General features: G+C 73.0%; 19 protein-coding genes. All 19 read right to left on the reverse strand.

All coding sequences use genetic code 11. From position 1 onward, the window contains the following. Positions 1–14: 14 nt before the first annotated feature. Complete coding sequence (locus ABTW87_RS20630; protein WP_350652450.1) at positions 15–671, reverse strand: class I SAM-dependent methyltransferase; 657 nt, start codon at positions 669–671, stop codon at positions 15–17. Between the two features lie 124 nt (positions 672–795). Next, positions 796–1,716, reverse strand: coding sequence for a glycosyltransferase (locus tag ABTW87_RS20635; RefSeq protein WP_350652451.1), 921 nt, complete (start codon positions 1,714–1,716; stop codon positions 796–798). Continuing rightward, on the reverse strand, positions 1,713–2,279 hold the full coding sequence (locus ABTW87_RS20640) for a glycosyltransferase (protein WP_350652477.1): 567 nt from the start codon (positions 2,277–2,279) through the stop codon (positions 1,713–1,715). The genes ABTW87_RS20635 and ABTW87_RS20640 overlap by 4 nt, the downstream gene beginning before the upstream one ends. A gap of 154 nt (positions 2,280–2,433) precedes the next feature. Beyond that, the gene (locus ABTW87_RS20645; RefSeq protein WP_350652452.1) at positions 2,434–2,916 is read right to left on the reverse strand and encodes a UDP-N-acetylglucosamine--LPS N-acetylglucosamine transferase; all 483 of its coding nucleotides are present in this window, start codon (positions 2,914–2,916) and stop codon (positions 2,434–2,436) included. 90 nt (positions 2,917–3,006) lie between these two features. Beyond that, positions 3,007–4,269 carry a hypothetical protein gene (locus ABTW87_RS20650; protein WP_350652454.1) on the reverse strand — a complete coding sequence of 421 codons (1,263 nt, stop codon included), beginning with the start codon at positions 4,267–4,269 and terminating at the stop codon, positions 3,007–3,009. Continuing rightward, the gene (locus ABTW87_RS20655; protein ID WP_350652479.1) at positions 4,266–5,168 is read right to left on the reverse strand and encodes a sulfotransferase domain-containing protein; all 903 of its coding nucleotides are present in this window, start codon (positions 5,166–5,168) and stop codon (positions 4,266–4,268) included. Before ABTW87_RS20655 ends, ABTW87_RS20650 begins: the two co-directional genes overlap by 4 nt. An 8-nt stretch (positions 5,169–5,176) precedes the next feature. Next, positions 5,177–6,760, reverse strand: coding sequence for a lipopolysaccharide biosynthesis protein (locus ABTW87_RS20660; RefSeq protein WP_350652455.1), 1,584 nt, complete (start codon positions 6,758–6,760; stop codon positions 5,177–5,179). Further along, the gene (locus ABTW87_RS20665) at positions 6,757–8,115 is read right to left on the reverse strand and encodes an O-antigen ligase family protein (protein WP_350652456.1); all 1,359 of its coding nucleotides are present in this window, start codon (positions 8,113–8,115) and stop codon (positions 6,757–6,759) included. The genes ABTW87_RS20660 and ABTW87_RS20665 overlap by 4 nt, the downstream gene beginning before the upstream one ends. 2 nt (positions 8,116–8,117) lie before the next feature. After that, complete coding sequence (locus ABTW87_RS20670) at positions 8,118–9,734, reverse strand: lipopolysaccharide biosynthesis protein (protein ID WP_350652457.1); 1,617 nt, start codon at positions 9,732–9,734, stop codon at positions 8,118–8,120. Beyond that, on the reverse strand, positions 9,727–10,269 hold the full coding sequence (locus ABTW87_RS20675; protein ID WP_350652459.1) for an acyltransferase: 543 nt from the start codon (positions 10,267–10,269) through the stop codon (positions 9,727–9,729). The genes ABTW87_RS20670 and ABTW87_RS20675 overlap by 8 nt, the downstream gene beginning before the upstream one ends. Positions 10,270–10,362: 93 nt before the next feature. After that, entirely contained in the window at positions 10,363–12,246 is a 1,884-nt protein-coding gene (locus tag ABTW87_RS20680; protein WP_502891622.1) for a hypothetical protein, read from the reverse strand. Positions 12,247–12,515: 269 nt separating this feature from the next. Beyond that, a complete protein-coding gene (locus ABTW87_RS20685; protein ID WP_350652460.1) occupies positions 12,516–14,207 on the reverse strand; it encodes a glycoside hydrolase in 1,692 nt (563 codons plus the stop codon). A gap of 141 nt (positions 14,208–14,348) precedes the next feature. Continuing rightward, a complete protein-coding gene (locus ABTW87_RS20690; protein ID WP_350652461.1) occupies positions 14,349–15,173 on the reverse strand; it encodes a shikimate dehydrogenase in 825 nt (274 codons plus the stop codon). Continuing rightward, entirely contained in the window at positions 15,173–16,375 is a 1,203-nt protein-coding gene (gene mltG, locus ABTW87_RS20695) for an endolytic transglycosylase MltG (protein WP_350652462.1), read from the reverse strand. Before mltG ends, ABTW87_RS20690 begins: the two co-directional genes overlap by 1 nt. Then, a complete protein-coding gene (ruvX, locus tag ABTW87_RS20700; protein ID WP_350652463.1) occupies positions 16,372–16,833 on the reverse strand; it encodes a Holliday junction resolvase RuvX in 462 nt (153 codons plus the stop codon). The genes mltG and ruvX overlap by 4 nt, the downstream gene beginning before the upstream one ends. Before the next feature lie 72 nt (positions 16,834–16,905). Then, positions 16,906–19,584, reverse strand: a complete 2,679-nt coding sequence (gene alaS, locus ABTW87_RS20705) for an alanine--tRNA ligase (RefSeq protein ID WP_350652464.1) — start codon at positions 19,582–19,584, stop codon at positions 16,906–16,908. Further along, complete coding sequence (locus tag ABTW87_RS20710) at positions 19,581–19,886, reverse strand: hypothetical protein (RefSeq protein ID WP_350652465.1); 306 nt, start codon at positions 19,884–19,886, stop codon at positions 19,581–19,583. The genes alaS and ABTW87_RS20710 overlap by 4 nt, the downstream gene beginning before the upstream one ends. Positions 19,887–19,914: 28 nt before the next feature. Then, entirely contained in the window at positions 19,915–20,376 is a 462-nt protein-coding gene (locus ABTW87_RS20715; protein ID WP_350652467.1) for a DUF948 domain-containing protein, read from the reverse strand. Between the two features lie 151 nt (positions 20,377–20,527). After that, the gene (locus ABTW87_RS20720; RefSeq protein WP_350652482.1) at positions 20,528–21,223 is read right to left on the reverse strand and encodes a hypothetical protein; all 696 of its coding nucleotides are present in this window, start codon (positions 21,221–21,223) and stop codon (positions 20,528–20,530) included. Between the last annotated feature and the right edge of the window lie 521 nt (positions 21,224–21,744).

A 21,744-nucleotide genomic window follows, 5' to 3' on the forward strand; every position in this document is an offset into this window, starting at 1 on the left:
ACGGCGGCCCGCGGTCAGGCCGAACGGACCGCGATCAGCGACTTGGTGAGTCCCAGCAGGCGTTCACTGCGGATGGTCGCCTCCGGGAACAGGTAGCGCAGCTCCGCCCGGCCGATCAGCTCCGTGGTCAGCACCTGCCGCATCGCCGCCTCGTACGACTTGCCCGGCGTGTACGCCAGGGGCCACCTGCGGGCGACCACCACCCGTGCGGACACCGGCAGGAACTGCATGCCGGGCGCCACCCAGTGCGGCTCGATCGGGAAGTACCGGTACGGCGTCTGCACCCAGTACGCGGGCGCCAGCTCGCGGATCGCCTCCGCCATGCGCCGCCGGCGTTCGTGCCCGCCCACGTGTTCCAGGACGCTGTTGCTGAAGACGAGGTCGTACCGGCGGCTCAGGATGCTCCCCGGCAGCTCGCAGGCGTCGGCGTGGTCGGCCTCGGCCCACTCCGGCAGCTCCGCGGGCAGGGGCTCCAGGTTGACCACGTGTACGCGCGCCGGGCGGACCGGTACCCGCGCCCAGCTGTCCACCCGCCCGCCCAGGTCGAGCACGGACATGTCGGCCAGGTCGGGGAACGCGTCGGCCAGCCAGGCGGCGCGGCGCGCCCGGCGCTTCGCGCCGAGCGATGTCGGCGAGTCGACGAGACGGAACCTCAGCGAGTGGAGAGCCATGACGCCGAGTCTTCCATCGATCACGGTACGTATGTCAGTCGGAGAATCGACACCCGCACCGACGAACAAGGCGTCCCCGCCCGCACACGCAGCGGTTCCGGCCGGCGGGAACCGCCCGGTCGGCTCAGATGCCCCGGCCCCGCTTGTGCAGGGTGCGCAGCACCGCGTCGGCCCGGACCACCCGCCCCGCCACGGCGAGCGCCAGGTACGCCCGCGGCTCCCGCGGATTGCGTCGGATCGTGCGCCGCGCCCACCGCAGCGCGCCCGTCCGGTCGCCGGACGCGGCCCGGGCGAATGCGATCTGCCCGGCCACCCGCGCCTCGCCGGCCGGCTGGGTGCCGAACTCCGGGTAGCGCTCCAGCAGCCACTGCAACGCCTCGGAGATGGTGTCCCACCGCTGCGCGAAGTACGACCGCTTGTGCCAGCGGACCAGCACGTACGGGGTGCCCAGGTTGACCAGCGGGGCACTGCGCGCGGCCCGCAGCAGGAACTCGTAGTCCTCCGCGTAGCTGCCGGGGATCTCCTCGTCGACCAGCCCGAAACCCTCCCGCAGCGCGGCTGCGCGGATCACGAAGGTCGACGGGTGCAGCTCGGTCATCCGGTCGCGCAGCAGGTCGGCGAGGGTGATCCGGTCCCGCGACAGCGAACGGTCGACGGTGTGCCCGTCGTAGCTGACGCGGATGCCGCAGCAGACGAACTCGGCGCCCGGCACGGCGGCGAGCGCCTCGACCTGCGCCCGCAGCTTGCCGGGCAGCCACTCGTCGTCGTCGTCGCAGAACGCGACCAGCTCGCCGGTGGCGGCGAGGATGCCGGTGTTGCGGGTACCGGCCAGGCCGGGAGTGCGCTCGTTGCGGATCACCCGCACCGGGCGGCCCAGCCGGGACAGCTCGGCCAGCGTCAGGTCCGGCTCGGAGCGGTCGTACACGACGACCACCTCGATCTCGCCCGGATAGTCCTGGTCGAGGATCGCGCGGACCGCGGCCCGCAGCAGCTCCGGGCGGTCCCGGGTGGGCACCACGGCACTCACGCTGGGGTGTGCGGTCATCGTCGCGCTCCATTCCGGTGCGCCCGCTTCCACGGCCGCCACCACGTCCGCCGGCCGCCGGACGCGGCCACCAGGTCCTCCACGATCTCCCCGACCCGCGCCACGGCGGCCTCCTGCGCCCGGGCCGCGTCGGGATCGGCCCGGACGGTGAACCGGCCCGGATCGTCGAGGCCGGTCGCGAGCGCCGCCAGCAGCGCCTCGCGGGTCTCGCACAGCACCACCATGCCGGCGGCGCCGAGCCGCCGCGCGAACAGCAGCTGGTGGTCATCGACGTGCTCGCCGTGTGACGGGTTCCGGGGCACCACGATCGGCAGGCGGCCGTGCCGGCGGGCCTCCAGGATGGTGGCCGGACCGCCGTGGCACACCACGACGTCGGCGCCGGACATCGCCGCCTGGAGCTCGTCGTGCCCCAGGAAGGCGACCGCGCCGGGAACACCGGGCGCCCGGGTGTGTCCGTGCTGGACGGTCAGCACGACCCGGTCGGCGACCGCCGGCTGCCACCCCTCCAGCCAGTCGACCAGTCGGTCGAAGGGGTGCTTGTCGGTGCCGACCGCCACCAGCACCCGGGTCGGCGGCGTGCCCGAGCGGTCCCGCTGCCGGGGGACGCGACACGGCGCCTCCGACCGGGCCTGCGCGGCGTGCTCCGCGCTCACCGCGCCCGCCTTCCGTTCGCGACCGCGGGGCTCCGCTGCGCTGCGCTCACCGCGCTCACCGCGCTCACAGGAGCGTCCCCACCACGGTGGCCTCCGGGTACTGCCGGCGCTGCTCCTCCCACTGCACGAGCATCGCGGACAGGAACGGGCGGCAGAGGCGCGCGGTCAGGGTCGGGGTGTCGATCCGGTCGTACACCTCGATGTAGACGGTGGGGATCCGCCGCAGCCAGGCGAGCACCACGAACGGCACCGCGACACCGGCGCCGGTCGTCACCACCGCGGCCACCCGGCGCCGCCGCAGCACCCGCGCCGCCAGCACCGCGTTGCGCAGCAGGTTGCGTACGTTGCGGGTGGTCGGGTGATGGGCCGGGACGACGTCCTCGCCGTCGAGCAGCGAGATCGCCTCCGGGGTGTCGAAGGTGACCCAGCAGCGGTGCCAGCGCTCGTACCAGGAGCGCAGGGCGAGCAGTTGGGCGAGGTGCCCACCGCTGGACCCGACGAGCAGCAGGACAGGAGGATCGCCGCGATCCTCGTTGTTCGTACCCACGCGACCCCCACAGTTCGCTTGGATCTTCAACGGACGCCACGCGAGAGCAGATCACATTTCGCGCGGCCGCTGTATAGGGCGACCGGATGATCAGCCGCTATGTCGTTTCTCGACCACGTCCAGCAGGGCGGGATGCAGGGCCGGGTTCCATCCCGCACCGGCGTCGGCCAGGCGCCAGGTCCGCAACCACATCTCCAGCAGGTACGCGTCGGCCACCAGCCGTCGCCCGGCCGGGTCCAGACCCAGCGTCTCGCCGTACCGGGTGAGCTGGGCGTCAACCGCGTCGGCGGCGACGGCGGCCGGCTCGCCGCGCAGCACGAGGGCGCGCTGGAACGCGTCGTGTGCCAGGTCGAAGCCGACCGGGACGTCCGGGCCGCTGTGCTCCCAGTCCCAGGCCACCAGCCGGCCGGCGTGCCGGCCGAGGTTCCACGGCACCCAGTCGCCGTGCCAGTGGCCGAACTCCACAGCCGTGTCACCGTGCCGGTTGGCGAGGGCGGTCACCGCGGCGACCGCCCGCGCCCCGTCCGGCGCCGCGGCGGCGGCGCGCTCCGCCGTGGTGCTCAGGCGGGTCAGGAAGCTCGACCCGGCCAGCGTCCGGGGCGGTGCCGGCGGGCTGCCCCGGCGGGCCACCGCGAGAGTCGCGGCCGCGTCGGGCGGCTCGCTCGCGGGCACGCCCCGGACGGCCGGCGGCAGCGGCTCGACGAGCGCGACGGCCTGCCCGGCCCACGCGGTCTCGGCGAGCAGCCGGGGCGCGGCCGGGTGGTCCGGAACTCCGGCGAACGCGGGCAGCTCGCGCAGGGCCGCCGCCTCGGCGGTGACCAGCGCGCGGGTGGCGTCGTTCCACCCGATCTTCGCGTAGCCGAGCGGGCGGCCGTTCGCGTCGAACAGCTGCAGTGTCGGCTTGTGGTTCGGATCCGGTGGGCGCACGCCGCAGGCCGCGTACGCGGCACCGCCGCCGAGCAGGGCGGCGAGCCGGTGCCCCAGCAGCGCCTCCTCGGCGGCCACCCCGTCCGGCAACGACACGGTCAGGACCGGAAACCGGGCCAGCTCGATCCCGCGCAGCCGGGCCACCCCGCCGAGGACGGCCCGCACCGCCCGTACCCGGGGTGGCCGCAGCGCGTTGTACGCCAGCAGCGACGCGGCCGTGGCCCGCGGCGAGCCGAGGGGCAGCAGGAACCGGGCCCGCTGCGGCGACGGGACGATCGCGTACCGCGCCACCACGCGCTGGCCGGCCGGCGGCGGGCCGCCGACGGTCAGCCCCACCCGCTCGTCACCGAAGACCGCCCGGGTGACCCAGCCCAGCCCGTCGGTACGCGTACGCGGGTCGGCGGGCGCGGTCGCCGACGCCGTCACGCGGCCCGGTCCGGCCAGTCGAGGTCCATCCCGAGCCGCTGCCGCAGGGCGTCGTTGTGGGGCCGGTAGTAGTCGGTCAGCTCCGCCCGCAGCGCCGGGTCCAGCGGCGCGGACCGCCGGTCGTTGTAGACCTTGAAGTTCGCCAGGTCGTGCGGCGGCAGGCCGAGGAAGTCGAGCGTCCGCCGGTAGGTCGACCGGGCATCGCGGTAGAGGTCCTCGCTGGGCAGGAACAGGAACTGTTCGCGGTCGAAGCGCTCCAGCCACGGTTCCAGGTGCTCCAGGTAGCGACCCCGGGCCCGGTAGGTGTACCAGTCGTAGGCCTCGCTGAAGTACTCCGGTTCGGCGATCAGCCGCTCCCGCTCCCCTGCAGTGCGCTCCTCCTCGGCGGCGAGGGCGTCGGCGAAGTCCAGCGGCTCGATGCCGTGGGTGCGCCGCTCCTTCCAGTGCGAGTACGCCCGCTCCACCGGATCGCGCAGCAGCACGATGAGCTTGACCGACGGCATCAGCGCGGCCACCCGCTGCGCGGCGAGCGGGTGGAACATGTACAGCGGGGCCGCCTCGCCGACCCGGACCGGGCCGCCGTGGCGGCGGGCCAGCGCCTCCCGCTGCCGCACCGTCGGGAAGTGCGAGCGGTACCACGCCTCGCCGCGCCGCCAGTGCTCCTCGAAGTAGTGGGCGGACTTCGTGTTCCAGGCGGGAAAGAGCCGCGGCACCAGCGGATGCTGGATCAGGTAGTTCCACAGCGAGGTGGTGCCGCCCCGTTTGGTGCCGATGACGAGGAAGTCCGGCAGGGGTCGCCGGTCGCTGGTCCGTACGCCGTACTCGACGAGGGACTCTCTCACCCGCTCGGTCACCTGGGTCGGCACGAGTTGCTTCACCCGATCGCGCAAAGCCGGCACGACGGACCTCACCTGCCCTTCTGCTGCGGTGGGACGGACCCGGAAGCGGTCGGGGCCGCCTCCCCCCGCCCACGGATCTGCCTCATCGTCACCCGGATGCCGCGCCGCACCCGGGGCAACGTCAACAAGCCGACGCACGCGACGGCCAGCACGGCCACCGCCACCAGCAGGCCGGGGATCCCCCGGCCGCCGGCCAGCACGCCGATCGCGGCGGCACCGCCGACCCCGGCGACGGTCGCCGCCGCGACGCCGAGCATCGGCGCGTCCACCAGAGGGTGCCGCACCACCCACCACGCGCACGTCACGGCGACCAGGTTCTCCGTGACGATGCCGGCCGCCCAGGCCAGCGCCGCGCCGGTCGCGCCGTGGCCGGGGATCAGCACCAGGCCGAGGGAGACGGTGACCAGCAGGCCGGCCAGGGTGGCGACCAGGTGCAGTCCGCTGTGGCCGCCCATCAGCAGCAGGCTCTGCACGTTGCCGACGCCGGTGTTCACAAGCATGGCCAGGGCGAGCACGGTCATCGCGGTGGCGCCCGCGGTGAAGCCCGACCCGAACAGTTCCAGGAAGGCCGGCCCGAAGACGGCGAGCAGCAGGTAGACCGGCCAGGACAGCACCAGCCCCCAGGCGGTGAGCTGCCGGTGCACCGCGGCGGCGGCGTCCGGCCGCCCCTCCCCCAGCAGCCGGGACAGCTGCGGGGACACCGCCACCCGCAGGCCCTGCATGGCGAGCTGACCGGCGAGGATGTAGCGGCCCACGGCGCCGAACACGCCCGCCTCGCCCGCTCCCGCCAGGGACGACGTCAGCAGGACACCGACCCACATGTTGCCGGCGTCGATGGCCGCCGAGGCGGCACGGGGCAGTGCGAAACGCCAGAACGCGGACCAGTCCCGCCGCTCGGGCCGCAGGGCCGCGCCCCGCCCGACGCCCAGCGGTCCGGCGACCAGGGTCAGGCAGACAAGCAGGGCGAGCCCGGCCGGGACCAGCCACGCGGACACGCCGGCCACCAGGCCGCCGCCGACGAGGACCGCGCCGCCGACAAGCACCGGCCGGGCCACCGGCAGCAGGAAGAACTGGACCGACACGTAGGCCCGGATCGGCCGTACGCAGCGCAGGGCGGCCAGCAGCAGGGTCATCAGCACGACCACCGGCACGGCGGCGAAGGCGGCCACCAGCAGACCGCTCCCCGCCGCGCCACCGAGCACCCGCGGCGCCAGCGCCCCGGCCGTGGCCACCCCGACGGCCGCGACGACCACGGCGGCGACCAGCGGTGGGAGCAGGGCGACGGGCAGCACCCGGGCGGCGTCGCCGCCGGCCCCGGCGCGCCGCCGCGGCAGCGCCCACATCAGGCCGGTCTCGGCGCCCAGCGTGCAGACGGCGGTAGCCACCGTGACCACGCCGATCGCGGCGAAGAACGCGCCGGAGCCGGCGGTGCCGTAGCCCCGGGTGATCACGACGGCGAGCACGAAGCCGAACAGCCCGCTCGTCGCGGCGCCGATCAGCCCGGCGGCACCGCTGCGCGCGCTGCGCCGGGTCTCCGCGTCGGCCGCCGGCGGAACGGCTCCGGCGGTGGTGACGCGGGCGGCGGCGGTCACGTGCCCACCTTCCCGACGGTCGCGGGCAGCTGGGGGATGCGCCGCAGCGCCACCTCCCGCTCGGTGAGCGCCATGGCGAAAGCGACGGCGTAGAAGGCGACCGAGAGGTTCTGGTTGGCCATGCCGTAGAAGGGGATCTGCACCAGACACACCACCGGGACGATCGCGAGCCACTGCCCGGCCGGGGAGGTGGCCCGGGCGCAGATCAGGGCCGCCACCACGAACCAGGCCAGGAAGCACAGCATGGCGGGCACGCCGTGGCTGAACAGCACCATCCACAGCTGGCCCTGGGTGCCGATGGGCGCCTCGGCGGAGACCGTGTCGACATCGACCGGCGCGCCGTAGCCCAGCCAGGGCGAGTGACTGATCCGGCGCAGCACCTCGGTGTAGAGCGAGAGCCGGTCGGTGTTCGTGTCGCTGGACTCCACCCGGTTGCCGATCATGTCGGCGACGGGGATGAACAGAGCCGCGATGCCGCCCACCACCACGATGCCGACGATCGAGGCGGCGACCCGCATGTTGCCCCGCAGGCTGGCCCGTACGCCGAGCACCAGCAGACCGACACCGAGACTGAGGAACATCGCCCGGTTCAGCGTGAAGAACGCCGGCACCAGGGACAGCGGCAACGACCCGAGCAGGGCCCAGCGCAGCACGCCCCGACGGCACAGCATGGTGAACGCGACCACGCACGGCAACGTCATCGCGTACGCGCTGCCGAAGTTGTTGGTGTAGGCGTACGGCGCGGCGGGCCGGTAGATCGGGTTCAAGGACCGGGCACTGTACTCGGCGGTGGACAGGTGGACCATGTCGTTGATGAACGGGTTGGCGGCGATGCCGCCGGGCAGCAGGATCTCCACCGGAGTGGTCATCGCGAGCCGGGGCGCGAGCACGCCCAGCCAGCCCAGCACCACCAACCCGAACCAGAACGCGCACAGCGGGACGAGCACCGCGGTCTTGTCGGGGCGCTCCCGGGCCACCGCGTACACGTAGACGCCGACCACCAGCGCCGTGACGTAGAACCCCAGCCGCAACCCGAACGTCAGCACCGAGGCGAACGACGCCAGCTGGGTGGCGCTGACCAGCACGAGTGCCAGGAACATCAGCCAGATCCCGGCGGCCGGCGGCAGCGGCACCCGGCCCCGCACCAGCAGCAGGGCGAGCAGCAGCGCCCCCAGCAGCGGCCAGCCCAGATAGAACGCCCCGGTCAGCCACCAGAGCGGCACCAGGCCGAACATCAGGACCAGTGGCCACATCGGCAGCCGGGGCGGCGGTGGGGACGGCGGCGGCGGCGGGAGGATCGGGGTGGGCCCGTCCCCGGTCGGCTCGTTCGTCGCCGGCGCCCGGGTGACGGGCACCGTCATCCCCGTCCCGTGCGGGTGAGGACGAAACCGAGCGGGGTGACGCCGGCGGCGCGCAGCCGCTCCGCCAACCGGCGCAGGTCGCCCTGCCGCGTCCGGTCCTGCTCGACCACCACCACCGCGGTGCCCTGCCGGGCCGCCGCGACGCCGCGCTCGTCGGCCTCGGCCGGCGGTGCGTTGAACAGCACCAGCCCGTTGGCGGCGCGCTGCCGCCAGGTGCCGAAGCGGACGCTGCCGGCGCCCACCGGCACCTCGTCCGCGGTGGTCTTGACCTTGCTCTTGCCGCTGGCGGGCGGCGCCCCGGACGCGACCCGGGGCAGGGTCATCGTGGCGTCCGGGTCGGTCGAGGGGCGGGGGGTGGGGTGCGGGGACGGCCGGCGGACGGTGATCACCTCGGTGACGTCGTCGACGCTTGCCGCGCCGCCCTCGCGGGGCTTGGGCACGACCGGACCGGCCGGGTTGGCCGCGGCCGGCAGCCGGCCCAGGCCGGCCAGCACCTCGGCCCGCAGCCGCTCCAGCCGGCCGCTGTCGTCGGCGACGTACACCTCCCGGCCGGTCGCCGCGAGCGCCACCGCCAGCCCGGCGGTCATCACCGTCGGGTCCTCCCGGGTGCTGAGCAGCGCGACCCGGGCCGGTTCGCGGACCCGCTCGGCGATCGCCATCCCCACGTAGCGGATGTCGGCGTCCACCGCGTGCCGGGAGCCGCGCAGCCCCTTGCTCCGCACCGTGCCGAGCAGCGGCAGACCGGTGGCGTCCCGGCCGTCGTCGACGGAGCGGATCCGGCGGTCCACCGACTCCCACACGTAGGCCAGCACGATGCCGAGCAGCGTGCCGCCCAGCAACCCGGCGAGCAGGTAGAGCGGGCGATTGCCGCCGGCGGCGACCAGGGCCTTCTCGGCCTTGCGGGTGACCCAGCCCGGGTTGACGTCGACCGCCGCGATCTCGGTACGTGCCGAACTCAGCTGGGTGAGCTGGTTGTTGACGCCGGCCAGTTCGGCGACGGCCGCGTCCACCGCGCCCTCGCGGGCGCTGGCGATCCGCCGTTGCAGGGCCGTCTGCTGCGCCTGGACCTTGGTGATGCTCTCGTCGTACGAGCGCAGCATGTCCTCCCGCTGCCGCTCGTACATCCCGCGGCGCACGTCGAGGTACGCCTGAGCGGCGAGGTTGACCCCCGCGACCGCGTCCTCCGGGGAGTTGGCCGTGTAGAGGAAGCGCAGGATCTGACCGCCGGTCGGCACCTCGACCTCGAGGGCGTCCCGCACGTCGCGCTGGTCCTGGCCGGTGGCGTCCACCAGCCGTTGCACCACGTCGGTGCCGGTGGCGATGCCGCTCTCCACGTTCATGTTCACCGCGCGGTCGGCGGACGCCCCGCTGGGCGTGAACGCGTCGGTGACCACCGGGCGGACCGCGACCACCGCGTTGGCGGTCACCGCGCTCGGCACCAGCAGCACGTAGCCGAGCGCGGCGAGCAGCCCGACGGCGGCCACCCCCGCCACCAGACGGATCCGGTGCAGCGGCACGCGGAGCAGGTCGATCAGGGTGACCGTGCGGCCTGGTGCTCCCCCGCCACCGGGAGCGGCGTCGGCGGACCAGGAACCACCAGGAGCGTCAGTCATTGAACTTCTTCACCGTCTGTTGGGGGTTTCCGACGACGACGACGCGGGGCGGGACGTCAGTCCGCACCACGGTCGCGGCGCCCACGACACTGTCCCGGCCGATCCGCACGCCCTTCATCACCAGCGCGTGGGCGCCGATCCAGACGTTGTCCTCCACGACGATCGGCGCCCGTGAGGCCGGGGTGGGCGGATCGTGCCGCTGCTCGGGCGACAGGTTGTGGAAGTCGTTGTCGAGCAGCTCGCAGTCCGACAGCAGGCACCGGTCACCGATCGTGACCGACGTCCAGGTGCCGATCCACGTCGCGTTCAACAGGCAGTCGGCACCGACCCGGACCTCGCCCGGCCCGGCGAACCGGACCAGCTTGTTGATCCGGGTCCGGTCGCCGATGTGCACCCGGACGCCGCGACGCAGCCGGACCCGCCCCCGGATCTCCACGCCCCGACCGATGGTCAACCGGGGGTAGCGCAACCGGTACCAGCCGCGCTTCACCGCGAACACCGCCCGCACCGCGAGCCCACGGCGGATGCCGCTCAACGACCCCTCCCCACGTCGGGGGCCGGCGGCGGGGATTCCGCCGCCGGCCCAACGTGAACAATCTACCGACGCCCCGTTACGGACTGATGAGCGTCACTGTACGGCGAAGAACGTCCGCGGGGAGGACCAGCTCAGCTCGGGGCTCGCCGGCGCGAGGACGGTGATCGCCGCGCCGTCGACCGCCGGGGCGGCCGTCGGGTCGAACGGCACGCTGCGCAGCGTACCGTCGGTGCTCCCGTACACGATCTTGCCGCCGACCCAGGCCATGCCCCGCACCGAGGACCACGTCACGCCGGTGGTGGGCAGGGTGAACTCGGTGGCGCCCAGGTAGTTCCCGTCGGTCTCGAAGTAGCGGTAGTAGAGGGCGTTGGCTCCGGTGCGGGTGTAGTAGAGCCGACCGTTGAGGAAGAACGCACCGGTCATGTTCGCCGCGTTGAACCAGTCGTTGTAGCCGGACGCCTCCCACGGCGCGCCGACGGTGCCGTTGAACATCGAGATGTCGATCCGGCTGCCGGTCGGGGTGCCGGCGACCGTGTGCGCCCAGTAGATCCGGTCGCTCATGCCCCAGGTGGCGCCGGCGGCGGTGTAGTTCGGCTGGCTGACGGTGGTCGGTGCCCCGATGGCGGCGCCGTCGAACGGCACCTTCGCCAGCTCGCCGTCCCCGGTGCCCAGGTAGAGGTTGCCGGTGGTGGCGGTCGTCGGGTTCTTCGGGGTGACCTTCCGGCCGCCGGACACCGGGAACATGCCGAGCCGGCCGTGGTACTCGCCGCCCATGGCGTCCGAGTTCTGCCCAAAGTACAACCCGTCGCTGCCCCGCCAGAGCACCGGCACCGTGGAGCCCCACGTGCTGGTCCCCGGCGGCATCGACGAACCACCGCTGCGGCGCGGGTTCCAGTTGATCGGCATGCCGGTGGCCGGCGTGACGGCGGCGATACCGAGCCGGTCGACGGCGCCGGCGCCGGCGCGGTCGCTCGCGTTCGGGTTGTTCAGCCAGCGGAAGTGCCCGCCCAGGTAGATGACGTTGTCGGCGACCTCCACCGAGGTGATGGTGTCGTTGCCGGTGAAGTCGACCCAGGTGCCGAGCTGGCCGCTGCCGCGAGCGGCGGTCTCGAAGCGGACCAGCGCGTCGCAGTACGCGGCCGGCCAACCCCCGCCACCGTTGGTGCCGACGACGAACCAGCTGCCGTCCCCGCCGAACCGCACGTCCTGCACGTAGTGGACGAAGGTCGCCGGCGCCGCACACGGCGGGACGAACTTCTCCGTGCTCCAGTCGATGACGCTCGGCGTGCCGGTCAGGTCGACGAGCGCCATCTGGTTGCGGGACAGGCCGTTGACGAGCGTGAAGTTGCCGCCCACCACGAGGGTGTTCCCGTCCGGCGTCACGTCGATGGTCCACACGTACGAGTTGGTGCCGTGCCGCCCGACGGTCGCGTCGATGTTGAACGTCGGGTCGATCGCGCCCGTGGCGTAGTTGAGCCGCGCCAGGCCGTTGTGCGAGGTGCCGTTGATCCAGTTGAAGGCGCCCGCCAGGTACAGCCAGTTGTCGTGCCGCACCATGTCGCGGATCATGCCGCCGTCCGAGCGGCCCACCCAGTCGTCGACGATCGCACCGGTCGTCGGGTTGAGGGCCACCAGGTTCTTCCGGGACACCCCGTTGACGTTCTTGAACGTACCGCCGACGATCAGCGTGTTGTTCGGGCCGGCGACAAGCGCGTTCACCACGCCGTCGAGCACCGGCAGGAACGTCGTCGAGATCGTGCCGGTGCTCTTGTCGTACGCGAAGAGATAGTTCTGGGTGATCCACGGCGAGCTGGCCGTCTGCCGGATCTGCGTGAAGCTGCCCCCGACGTAGATGGTTGAGCCGACCTCGGCGAAGGCACGCGCCTCACCGTTGCGGGCGTGCGGGGTGTTGTCGGCGGGGTTGGCCGAAACCAGGGTCTGCGTCTCGGGTGCCGGCACCACGGCGGCGGACGCCATCGACGGTACGGCGACCGCGGCGGCGAGGGTCACCAGACCGATCGCTGCCGCGCGGATCCGGAATCCGGCAGAACGCCGAGAGTGCGAGACTTCGGGCACGCTACGCCTCCAAGGTGGATGAGAACCCGCGTAGCGTGCCCGACCGACCCCGGTCGGCGATATCCGCCGATTGGGCGGTCACTGGCCCCCACGCGACGACGGCGAGCGTACCGGGTCGGATGTCCGACTAACGACCGGCACCCCGCCGCCGCCGCGCGGGCCTGGCGGACTCAGCTTCCCGGCGTGGGTTGCCGCAGGTATGCGTCCTGGCCGGCCCTGGTGAACCCGGCCAGCGCGGACCCGTCGTGGTTCATCGTCATGTCGCAGGTGCTCGTCCGCGTGGTCATGCCGGCCGAGTTGAAGTAGATCGCCGCCTTGATCTTCGGGTGCGCCTTCAGCGCGGCGGGGAACTCCTCGAACCAGCGCCGCTTGGCCTGCGGGTCGGCGGCGTTGAAGTTGGTGCCGAACTCGGCGAGCATCCGGGGCTTGCCGGCGCCGATGCCGTTCTGGTCCAGCCAGCGGTAGAAGTTGCCGATGGTGGTCGCCGGGCTCTTCCAGACCGTGCTGCCGTTGCAGACGTGGAAGTTGTACGGATCCCACGCCACCCAGTCGACGTAACGGTCACCCGGGTACAGGCCCGCGTACCGGCTGTAGTGGCCGGACCAGCCCATCATCGTCCACACCCACACCGCGTTGTGCGCGCCGGCCGCGGCGAACCGGTCGTGCACGTAGCGCCAGGCGCGCACGAAGTCCGCGTCGCTGCCCTTGGCGGGCTCGTCCTCGGGCTCGTGGTCGAAGCCCATGAACACCGGCACGCCGGTGGCCCGGATCCGGCCGGCGACCGCGTCGATGGTCGCGTCGTGCCGGCCGCTGTAGACGTCCTTCCAGGTGAGCACCGTGCCGGAGGAGAAGACGCGGGACTCCCACGCGAAGAACATCAGCCGGCCCTCGCGCATCTGCTTCTGCTCGTACGCGTCCGGGAAGGCGCCGTTGTTGCCCTGGTTGGAGAAGTCGTGGTAGCGGTGCACGATGTCGAACTTGCGGCCGACCTGCGCCTCGACGTCGGTGATGGCGCGGCCGTGGTCCCACGTCGCGGGGTTCGTCGGCGAGTACATCCCCCACCAGGCGCCGCAGGAGGGCACCAGCTTCGCCGAGACCTGCCCGCAGCCGGCTGGCCGCGGTGACGGCGTCACGGTCGGGCTGGGCGCGGGTCTGGTCGGGCTGGCGCTCGGCGGCGGCGGGGTCGGGGCGGTCGTCCGGCTCGGCGAGGGCGCCGGCGCGGCGCTGCTCGGCGCGACGGTCGGACGGCTCGCGACGTCGTAGCGCAAAACCAGGCGGGGACGCAGGTCGGTGTTGCGATTCTCCGACGACGCCCAGTAGATGCGGGTCTCCAGCCCGGTCTGCGCCAGCGACACGGTGACCGAGCCGTTCCCCTTCACCAGGGCGGACACGTCCCACTCGTTGAAGCCGGGGCGCACCCCGGTGACCGTGTCGACGGCCGGGCCCACCGGCGCCGGCGCGGGCCGGGCCAGCCGGGCGTCCAACGTGGACGCGTGCGCGGTCACGGTGGCGTCGAACTTCTGCCAGGCGTGCACCCGCAGGGTGGCCCGGATGTTCACCGCGTTCGCGGGGAGGGTGGTGACCGCGAACTGGATGACCGCGTCCCGGGCCCCGCGCGGGTTGGCGTCGCAGCGGGCCGGGCAGGTGGCGAGGGTGGTCCTGGCGCCGTTGTCGCCGTCCTGCGACACGAAGGTGGCCGTGGTGTCGGCCACCGCCCGCACCGACATGTCATCGGCCGCCAGCAACGGCATCATGCCGGCCACCAGCCCGCCGGCCACCGTCGCCGCGGCGACGCCGAACAGCGCCGCCTTGCGTCGGGGACCACGGTGCCGGGTGAGTCGGTGAACTCCGCGCCTGCTCAACGAAACTCCCTGTGTCTGCTGCGTTGACTCTCGGCAGCGTAGCGGCGTACGCGACGCGGCGTGAGCACGATAGCCGGACCTAAGCGGGTCTTAACCGTCGCCTAAGGATTCCGCGTGCGACCACAGAGGACAGCCGGGTGGTCACGCGGATCGCGCCGCCGCGAGCGCCGCCGCCATCGCCGTGCGCGGCGCCGGTACCCCGGTGAACTGCTCGAACTGGCCGACCGCCTGAGCCAGCAGGAGGTCGAGACCGGAGACGATCCGGCAGCCCGCGGCCCCCGCGGCGGACGCCAGCGGGGTCGGCCACGGGTCGTAGAGGGCGTCGAAGAGCACGGTGGACGCTTGCCAGGCCACCGTCGCGGCGAGCGGGTCGGCGACACCCTTCGGCACGGTCGACACCACCACGTCGGCGGTGCAGTGCCCGGCCGCGGCATCCCACTGCGCGCCGGTCAGGGGCACACCCACCGCGGCGGCGACGGGTCGCAGCTCCTCGACCGCCTCGGCCCGGCGGGCCACCACCGTCACCGCTCGGGCGCGCAGCCGGGCCGCGGCCGCCACGGCCGCACGTGCGGTGCCGCCGGCACCGAGCACCGTCACCGCCGCCTGCGGGCCCACGCCGACGGCGGTCAGCACGTCCACCATGCCGGTGACGTCGGTGTTGTCCGCGTACCAGGTGCCGTCGGCACGGCGTACCAGCGTGTTGGCGGCGCCGACGGCGGCCGCGACCGGCGAGGCCGCCTCGGCCACCGCGAGGGCCGCCTCCTTGCCCGGCATCGTCACCGACAGGCCGGCCCACTCCGGGCCGAGACCGGCGACCAGGCCGGGCAGCTCCGACTCCGCGCACTCGAAGCGGGTGTACGACCAGCCGGTCAGCCCCGCCGCCGCGTAGCCCGCGTTGTGGATCACCGGGGAGAGCGAGTGGGCGATCGGTTTGCCGACCACCGCAGCGCGCCGCACGAGCGCCATCAGAGGACGCCGTTCTCCTTGGCCTTCTGGATGTTGCGGTTGTGGTCGGCGTCGGTCTCCGCGAAGGCCGAGCGCCCCTCCTTGTCGATCGCGACGAAGAAGACCCACTTGCCCTCCGGCGGGTCCATCGCGCCCTCCAACGCCTGCTTGCCCGGATTGTTGATCGGGGTCGGCGGGAGGCCCGGGTGGGCGTGCGTGCTGTACGGGTTCTTCTCGTCGTACAGCTCGGCCCGCGTCATGTCCTTCGAGGCCTTCGTCTTCTTTCCGGTCAGCTCCCAGTAGTAGTTGACCGAGACGTCGAACTGCAGGCAGTTGCAGGGGAAGGTGCCGCTGTAGACCCGGTTGTACGCGACCCGGGAAATCTTGCCGAGGTCCTCCGCGATGCCCGCCTCGGCCTGCGCCAGCGACGCGACGATCAGCGCCTCGTACGGGCTGATCTTGCGTTCCTTCTGCACCCGGTCGGCGAACTGCAGCTCACCGGTGACGGTGACGAAGTTGTCCACCATCATCTTGAGCACCGACTCGGCGGTCGGGTTCGGCGGGATCTCGTAGGTGTCCGGGAAGAGGAAGCCCTCGATCGACTTGGTCGACTTCTTGCCGTCGCCCCGGTTGAACCACCAGTCCGGTACGCCGAGCGCGATCGGGTCCTTCGCGGCCGCCTCGAACTCCTTGACCGGGATGTCGGTCTTTTCGGAGAGCAGCTTGTAGATGCTCTTCGCGGAGCGCCCCTCGGGGATGGTCACCCCGTTGACGATCCGGTTCTTCAGGTCCAGCATCGCGGCGACGGCGCTCTCGCCGCTCATCTGCTTACGCAGCTTGTACAGGCCCGGCTGGATGTTCTTGCTGCGGGAGTTGTCCTCGGCCGCCTCGATGAACGCCTTGCTGCTCTTGACGACCCCCGCGTCGCGGAGCGCCACCGCCATGTCGGCGATCAGGGCACCCTGCTTGATCTCGACGGTGACCTCACCGGTGCCGGTGCCGTCGTAGTCGGGCGTGACGAGGTAGCCCTGGATCCGGTCGAAGCCGTAGAAGGCGCCGCCACCGATGCCGCCGAGCAGGACGAGAGCGAGCAGCAGGGCCAGCACGGTCTTCCCGCGCCCGCCGCCCGAGCCGCTCTTGCGCTTGCGGACGTAGCCACGCCGATGCCGGCCCTTCTCCCCCCGCTCCTGCTCGTCGAACCCGAGGTCCAGATCGTCGATCATCCTGTCCGCCTCCGCTGCGCATCAAGCCAGCTCTGCAGAATCTCCACGGCGGCGGCCTGATCGACCACCGCGCGTTGCCGCCGCCCTCGGACGCCACGCTCGGCAAGCCTACGACTAGCCACGACCGTGGACATCCTCTCGTCGGTGAGCGTCACCGGCACGGGCGCTATTACATCGGCCAGACGGTCAGCGTACGCCTTCACGTGGACGGCGGCCGGTCCCTGCTTTCCGGCGAGATTAACCGGAAGGCCGACCACCACCTCCACCGCCTCGTGCTCCAGCACCAGCGCCGCCACCTCGGCGATGTCACTCGGCACCGCCTCCGGCGCCGCCGTCGAGTCACGGGCGAGGGTGACCAACGGGGTGGCCAGCACGCCGTGCGGATCGGACCGGGCGACCCCGACCCGGACCTGCCCGACATCCACACCGAGCCGCACCCCTCGGGACCACTCAGTCACCGACGGTCACTCCCCCTGGGAAACAGACCAGGGCGGACCGGTCGGTCCGCCCTGGTCGCGTACGTCGACACGTCACGCCTCGGCGACCGCCTTCTCGACGGTGAGCAGCAGGCCGGGAGCCTCCGCCGCCGGCAGGCCGCCGCCCTGGGCCAGGTCGGGGCTGCCCCCGCCCCGCCCGGAGAAGGCCACCTTGACCAGGTCGGCCGCCGACAGGCCCCGGCTGCGGGCGGCGGGGTTGACGGCCACCACGAGCGACGCCTTCCCGTTGGCCCGGGCGGCCACCGCCACCACCGCCGGCCGCGACGGGTCGATCTTGCCGCGGATCTCCTGGGCGAGCGTCCGCACGTCGTTGCCGGCCGCGCCCTCCGGGGCCTCGGTGCCGACGTACGCGACGCCGCGCACGTCCTTCGCCTGCGCCGCGAGCGCGGCCGCGCCGCCGAGCACCAACTGGGCGCGCAGCTTCTCCAGCTCCTTCTCCGCGTCCCGCAGCTGGGTGACGGTCTGCTCGACCCGGTCGGCGACCTGGTCGGACGGCACCCGGTACAGCTCGGCGAGCCGGGCGACAAGCAGGTGCTCGCGGGCCAGGAAGTTGAACGCGTCCATGCCGACAAGCGCCTCGACCCGGCGGACACCGGACCCGATGGACGACTCGGACAGGATCTTCACCAGGCCGAGCTGGCCGGAGCGGGCGACGTGCGTGCCACCGCACAGCTCCCGGGCGTACTCGCCGACCTCGACGACCCGCACCTGCTCGCCGTACTTCTCACCGAACAGCGCCATCGCCCCGATGCGCCGGGCCTCCTCCAGTGACGTGATGAAGGCATGCACCTCCAGGTCCGCGAGAAGCACCTCGTTGACCTGCTGCTCGACGTCGCGCAGCACGCTCGGCGCCACCCCGGTCGGAGTGTTGAAGTCGAACCGGAGCCGCCCCGGCGCGTTCAGCGAGCCGGCCTGGGTGGCGGACTCGCCGAGGAAGTTGCGCATGGTCTGGTGCACCAGGTGGGTCGCGGTGTGCGACCGGGAGATCGCCCGGCGCCGGCTCGTGTCGATCTCGGCGAAGCCGGTCTCGCCGGCCCGCACCTCGCCCCGGACCACCCGCGCGCGGTGCACGATCAGCCCCGGCACCGGCTGCTGCACGTCGAGCACCTCGACCTGGCCGCCACCCACCGTGATCATGCCGAGGTCGGGCTGCTGGCCGCCGCCCTCCGCGTAGAACGGGGTGGCGTCGAGCACCAGCTCGACCGTGTCACCCTCGACCGCCGCGAGGCGCGGCCCGTCGGCGCCGAGCACCGCCCGGACCGTCGCCTCCCGGGCGACCTCGTGGTAGCCGGTGAAGGTCACCGGGCCGCCCTGGTCGAGCACCCCCCGGTACGCCGACAGGTCGGTGTGCCCGGTCTTGCGGGCCTGCGCGTCGGCCTTCGCCCGGGCCCGCTGGTCGGCCATCAGCCGGCGGAAGCCCTCGGCGTCGACCTGCAGGCCGTGCTCGCCCGCGATCTCCAGCGTGAGGTCGATCGGGAAGCCGTACGTGTCGTGCAGCTGGAACGCCTTCTCCCCGGAGATCGACTTCCGGCCCTCGGTACGGGTCTCGGCGATGGCGGTGTCCAGGATCGTCGTGCCGGCACGAAGCGTGGCGAGGAACGCGTCCTCCTCCGCGTACGCGTAGTCGGCGATCCGGTCGAAGTCCGTGGCCAGCTCCGGGTACGACGGCGCCATGCAGTCACGGGCCACCGGCAGCAGCTCGGGCAGCGCCCGCTCCTGCCAGCCGAGCAGCCGGATCGCGCGGACCGCCCGACGCATGATGCGCCGCAGCACGTAGCCGCGCCCCTCGTTGCCCGGGGTCACGCCGTCCCCGATCAGCATCAGCGCGGTGCGGACGTGGTCGGCGACGACGCGCAGCCGCACGTCGTCCGGGTGCGACTCGGCGGCCACGTGGCCGGAGTGCGCGCCGTACCGCTTGCCGGTCAGCTCCGCGGCCCGGTCCAGGATCGGCCGCACCTCGTCGATCTCGTACAGGTTGTCCACACCCTGCAGGATCGACGCCATCCGCTCCAGGCCCATGCCGGTGTCGATGTTCTTCGCCGGCAGCTCACCGAGGATCGGGTAGTCCTCCTTGCCGGTGCCCGGCCCCCGCTCGAACTGCATGAAGACGAGGTTCCAGAACTCCAGGTACCGGTCCTCGTCGACCGCCGGGCCGCCCTCACGGCCGTACTCCGGGCCGCGGTCGTAGAACAGCTCCGAGCACGGGCCGCACGGGCCGGGGATGCCCATCGACCAGAAGTTGTCGGCCTTGCCGCGGCGGACGATCCGCTCCGCCGGCACGCCGACCGAACGCCAGATCTCGAACGCCTCGTCGTCATCGAGGTAGACCGTCGGCCAGATCCGCTGCGGGTCCAGCCCGAAACCACCGGCCCCGACCGACTTCGTGGCCAGCTCCCACGCGAGCGGGATGGCCCCGTCCTTGAAGTAGTCCCCGAAGGAGAAATTGCCGTTCATCTGGAAGAACGTGCCGTGCCGGCTGGTCTTGCCGACCTCGTCGATGTCCGGCGTACGGATGCACTTCTGCACGCTGACGGCCCGCCGGTACGGCGGGGTCTGCTGACCCAGGAAGTAGGGGACGAACTGCACCATGCCGGCGTTGACGAACAGCAGGTTCGGGTCGCTGATGGCGGGCAGCGGAGCGGACGGCACCACGGCGTGGCCGTTCGCCTCGAAATGCGCGAGGTACCGCCGCTTGATCTCCGCCGTCTTCATCGCTCGTGTTCCTCCGGGAAAATCTCTCGATCGCCGATGCGCGGGTCTTCCCGCAGGTCGGCGAACTGGTCGTCGAACGCCTCGCCGCGGGCGAAGGCCTCGTGGATCTCCTGCTCGCGCTCCGCCATCCCGATCCGGACGTCCTCCACGAAGCTACGCACCGACTCGACCAGGCTGCCAGCGGATTCCGACAGACCGCTCGCGATCCCGGCCGGCGTGTACGCCTGCGCCGTCCTGGTGGCCTTACGGACCACCAGCACGCCGACGGCCAGCCCGATGCCGAGCCAGAACAACCGCCTCATGCTCTCATCCTCCTGTTCGCCGCCCGGGTCAGCGGTTACCGCGCCGGGCGGCCCGCCGCTGCTGCTTGATGGTGTCGCGGACCTCGCGCTCGGTCTCGGCGTGCCGGCGGGCGGTGGCGGCCCGACGGACGCCGTAACCGAAGGCGGCGACCTTCACCAGGGGATTCGCGGCGGCGGCGGAGACGACGGTGGCGAGGTTGGCGATGTTGGCGGTGACGTTCTGCGCGTGGCTCGTCATGTTGTCGACCTTGGCGAGCTGGAGGTTCACCCCGTCCAGCGAGGTCTGCACCTGCTCCAACGCGGTGTTGACGTTCTTCACCGTGGTGTTGACGTCGCCGAGCAGCGGTGCGGTGCGGTCGTTGAGGTCGTTGATCATCCGGGTGGTGGCGTCCACCGTGTGCCGCAGCCGCAGGATGGGCAGTGTCAGGATCAACACAAGCATCGCGAACGCGATCGCCGCGATCAGGGCCGCGACCTCTCCAAAGTCCACGCCAGTCCTCCTCATGCCGAATCCGCGGGCGCCGGACGTCCCGGAACGCGCGACCGTCGTACCCACGACCACGCCGCGCCCCCGTGCCGGATCGAACGGGGACAGGCGGGCCTGCCAGCCCCAGACCCTACCGTCCGTGACGGAAACCGGCTCAGGACGGTGAGGGTGTCAATTCGCCGAGCGGATCCTCCGACAACGTCGGGAAGGGGTCCTCTCCGGTCAGTGACGGGTCGGTGCTCGGCTGCGGCCGCGTACGGTCGTCGTCGATGGCGTTGCGGACCTTCACCGACACCAACGAACCGGTGCACTCCTGCGCAGCGGTCGACGGATCGGGCGACGGCACGACCGCCGGTTCGCCGTCCACCGGCGGTGGCACGCAGGTCGGCGGACGCACCCACAAATCCAGCGTCAGTTCGTCCCGCCGCCAGCAGGTGTAGCTGCCCTTCTCCTCCTGCTCCGGGCATCGAGCCACCTGCCACCGTTGCCAGCCGTCCTCGGCCAGCGCCGCCTCGTACACCTGGGCGGTCTCCTCCGGGGAGCGCTCGGACTCGACGGTTCGCTCACGCAGCCGGCAGTCCAGCAGGCACCAGCGGCTGCCGCTGACGTCGTCGACGGTCTCGGTCGCCGCCCAACTCGGCACGTCCAACTGGTCGAGGGTGTCGAACACCGGGTCCCGACTCAGCGTCCGCATCCCGAAGAAGAGCGGGACGGCACCGAGCAGCAGGACGCTCACCAGGGCGAGGACGCCCATCCGCAACCGCCGGCGCTCGCGCATCTGCCGGCGCAGCTCCGACCTGGCGCCGCTCAACCCGCCCGTGGCGGTGGCGTCGTCGCCGGTCGGCTGCATGGGTCGGCGCAGCGGTGGGGCGTCCGGCGGCGGCGCGGCCGGAGGCGCGACAGCCGCGCGGGCCACCGCGGCGTCGGCCGGCCCGGTCGGGGGCGGCACCGGCGACACTCCGGAGGGCTCCGGCCGGCCCGGGTCCCGTTGCGGCGGGAGGGCCCGCCCGGGCATGCGGTCGTCGGGGCCGGGCCGCGGTCCGGCGGGCCGGGCCACTCCGGCGGGCGGGCGCGGTCCACCCGAGGTCGGGCGCGGTCCACCCGACGTCGGGTGCGGTCCACCCGACGTCGGGTGCGGTCCACCCGAGGTCGGCTCCGGGAAGCCCTCGCCGCCGGGTGGCCGGCCGGCGCCGGGCACCGGAGCGCCACCGCGCGCGTCGGGCCTGCCACCGGGGCGGGCGACGCCGGGCGGTGTCGCGGCCCCCCGGGGCCCGGCCGGTGCGGCACCGGGACGGGCCACGCCGGGTGGCGTCGCCGCCCCCCGCGGTCCGGGCGGCGTGCCGGGCCGGCCGGTGGGCGGCGTGGGGCCGC

The sequence above is a fragment of the Micromonospora sp. NPDC126480 genome (assembly GCF_040302465.1).
GTDB lineage: Bacteria > Actinomycetota > Actinomycetes > Mycobacteriales > Micromonosporaceae > Micromonospora.